The organism is Candidatus Bathyarchaeia archaeon, from assembly GCA_035935655.1.
Classification (GTDB): Archaea; Thermoproteota; Bathyarchaeia; order 40CM-2-53-6; family 40CM-2-53-6; genus 40CM-2-53-6.
On record DASYWW010000014.1, the window covers coordinates 1 to 3,431 of the forward strand.

The 3,431-nt window shown below is 52.2% G+C and carries 2 protein-coding genes; both read right to left on the minus strand.

What is annotated here, in order from left to right; translation table 11 throughout:
• Positions 1 to 320: 320 nt before the first annotated feature.
• Positions 321 to 1,124 carry an IS21-like element helper ATPase IstB gene (gene istB, locus VGS11_03220; GenBank protein HEV2119108.1) on the minus strand — a complete coding sequence of 268 codons (804 nt, stop codon included), beginning with the start codon at positions 1,122 to 1,124 and terminating at the stop codon, positions 321 to 323.
• A gap of 16 nt (positions 1,125 to 1,140) precedes the next feature.
• Positions 1,141 to 2,697 carry an IS21 family transposase gene (gene istA, locus VGS11_03225; protein HEV2119109.1) on the minus strand — a complete coding sequence of 519 codons (1,557 nt, stop codon included), beginning with the start codon at positions 2,695 to 2,697 and terminating at the stop codon, positions 1,141 to 1,143.
• Between the last annotated feature and the right edge of the window lie 734 nt (positions 2,698 to 3,431).

Consider the following 3,431-nt stretch of genomic DNA (forward strand, 5'->3'; position numbering starts at 1 on the left):
GTCATGTTGCAACGTCTCGATCTGCACCATCTCGATCTGCTGTCCCCTGTTGAGCAACACGCACGCCGATTACTGGAAGGAGCGCTTCTTCAGCATTCCCGCCTTCCGGTACAGTGCTTGGAAGTGCGCGTGTACTGGGAAATCCCAGCCAAGCTGCGTCTCTTGACGAGCCTGCTGTTTTCGATATTGTAATAGTGACCCTTTTGACGGTGACAAAATAGGCCAAGATGGCGAAATAGGTCTACTTTGCTACTGACAAAATAGACCACCCCTTTCCCAGAAATTCAGAAGGAAGAGGTGGTCGTGGAAGATGGAAACGGTTAGTTGAGTCCAGAAGAGGAGGAGTCAGTGTCGAGGAGTGACTGTGATAAACGATGACGATAGCGGTACGATTCTCCGGTAAACTCCAGAATATAGCCTTTGTGTGTCAATCGATCAATAAAGGCAGTGGTCATGACCTCATCCGCAAAAATCTGATTCCACTCAGAAAAGCGCAAATTACTGGTGATAATGATAGAAACGCGCTCATACAGGTCAGAAACGAGCTGGAAAAGTAATTGGCTTCCCTCTTTAGCGACCGGGAAAAAGCCCAACTCATCAAGGATCAGCAGATCGAGTTTTTCAAACTTGGCGACGAAGCGTGAGAGACGGAGGTTGTGCTGCATCACCATGAGTTCGTCCACCAGCTTGGCTGTGCGATAGAACCGGACCCGTTTGTTTTGCCGACAAGCTGCTAGAGCCAAGCCAATCGCCAAATGAGTTTTGCCCAGTCCGGGCGTGCCGACCAACAAGAGGTTTTCTGCCCGTTCCATGTATCCCCCTTGTGCCAGTTCCAGAACGTGCGTTTTCTGAATACTCTCGACTGCCGCAAAATCGTAGGTTGCTAGCTCTTTGATAAAGGGCAATTTGGCGGCAGCAATGGCTCGTTCGATCCGTTGTGCTTTGCGATGGCTTACCTCTGCCTCACAGAGCGCCAGTAAAAATCGCTCATAGGGCAGACCAGAACGCATAGCATCCTTGGCGTAGGCTTGATAGTTTTCCTGGAAGGCTTCCAGGTCGAGGGCTTGCAGATAGTTTTCGAGCAGGGCTTGCTGGCCCTGCTCTTTGAGTGGTGTTGTTTGCATAACAGGAGATTCCTTCCTACCAGGACTGTTTCAACAATTGATCATATTGAGCCAGATTCACCTGCTGGTTTTTCCCGACCGCATCCAGATCAGGACGATGAGAAAGATCCAGATTCTGCGGAGGCGAGGTTTCGAGTGGGGTCTGGCTCCGCCCTTCGATTTCATGAAGACAGTAGAGCACTCCATCCAGGTGGACACAGTGCAGGCGCATTGCTTGCTCAATGGCCTGGTGCATCAGCTCGGCTGAGTAGGTCTGATGTAACTGCAAAATCTTCACAAATTCCTGGACCCCTCGCCCTTCGGGCCACTTTTGCCGAAGCTCTGCGAGCATCTCATCATAGACAGCAGGCCAGATGCGTCGCCATTGTTTCATCGGTTTCGTAAAGTCGAAGGCACCCGGACGCTGCTCAAGCAAGGGCAAGTAGTGCAGTGGGTCCAGGATATCTTGATAGCGTCCATAGCAGCGGGCATGGCTTGCCAGCAACGAACCTTCATTCCAGATTTCTACCGTGAACGGGTAGGCTTTGAGCGTGACTTCTCGACGAGCACGCTTCACCGGGATGGAGTACCGGTTGGTTTCAAAGGTGGCCTGAGAATACGGGGTCACCCGCACAGTGGTCATTTGACAGCACTCGTAGGGAGAGCGAGGGATCGGTAAAAAATATTCTTGTTCCTGCTCCCAGGCAGCTCCGATGGAGGTAGCCGTGCGTGCCACTTGGCGGAGATCTTCTTGCAGACAGCGAGAGAGCAACTGCTGGTTCAATGCTGCATACGAGTCTGCTTGCGGCAGTGGCACGAGAAAATTTCTCCGTGCATATCCCACTCCATGCTCGACCTGTCCCTTCTCATGGCCCTGCCCAGGCGTGCAGAAGTGCGACTCAAACAAGTAATGTGAACGGAACGAGACGAAGGCACGTACTTCTTTACGCGGACGGCCTGCTTTCCCTGAATGCTCAAAGACGATTTTGACAGCCGTTCCCAGGTTGTCATAGCTGATGCGGTGAGGAACACCTCCAAAATGCTCAAAGGCTTTCACATGCCCCCAGAAGAAGCTTTCCTGCCGTTGGGTGGGAAAGGTCATCGCGAAGGTTCGGCGAGAAAAACACAGCCGCATCACAAAGAGTTGGACCTTTTGACGCTGTCCGCCGATGATCGCGTAGGCTTCTCCCCAATCCACTTGTGCGTCCTGCCCAGGATCATATTCTAACGGGAGAAAGACATCTGGAGGATGATGCGCTTGCTTGAAGCGAGCTACATGCATACGCACCGTTGATTCGCCTCCTTGGTATCCTTCATCGCGGATCATCTCAAAGATCCGATGGGCAGTGTAGCGCTGTTTGCGAGGAAGCCGTTCGTTTTCCTGCAACAACTGCGCCACACGATCTTTGAAGGCTCCAAAAACGGGCTTGGGTTTCTTGCGCGGTCGTGGGCTGGTCGGTTGTGGCTCATTGGAGAGGGCTTTGCGGACGGTGGTACGATGGCGTCCTTCTTCGCGTGCAATTCGGTGAATGCTCTTCTTTTCGACGTAGTAACTTCGGCGAATCCGTTCCCGTTCCTGTTCGTCCAAGTTCACCACCCCTTTCTTCCGTGATGTGAGTGGGTATGCGCGACACATGAAAGATGCGTGGCCTGCCCTGCCAATACTACCAAATCCTCCAACAATGGACAAGCTGGATAAGCATTTTGGGCTACTCTTCCGAGGAAATTGGGGAGCGGGATGCTTTGTTTTTGCTGCCTCGGGGACGCCGCTGCACCGTCGGGCGATACTGGGCAACATCTGATGCCAGAAAGTAGAGTGCTCGACCAGGCTTGCGGGGCATCTGATCAGAGCTGATCAGTTCGCCATCGTCTCCATAGATATATGCTTTGAGCGTGCCTCGCGCTGCCAATTTATGTATCCAGGTCTCAGAGCATCCAAGTCGTCTGGCTGCTCCTTTGGTATTCAAAACCTGTGTGGGTAGCATCAAGAACCTCACCAGAGATGATTTTTAGGTATGGTACTGGTTTTCTTGATGAGGGTCAAGGTGGGTCACTTTGACAGTAGCAAAGTGGACCAATTTTTGTGAAGTGGTCTACCTTTTTGATGAGCGTTTTTTTAGACGGGGCCATTTGTTCACTAGCGAAAACACCTGCTCAACGCCCAACACATCGGTCCAGAAGCAGTGGTGGAATATGTGCAGGAGATCTGCGAGCTGGAGAAGCGCCAGCCTTCGCCAGTGCGAGTCTCCCCTCTCGGTTAAATGTCCTTGTAGGTATTTCCCATGTGTTCAGTGCGAGTCTTCTGCGCCTCGAATGCATGGTGGGAAA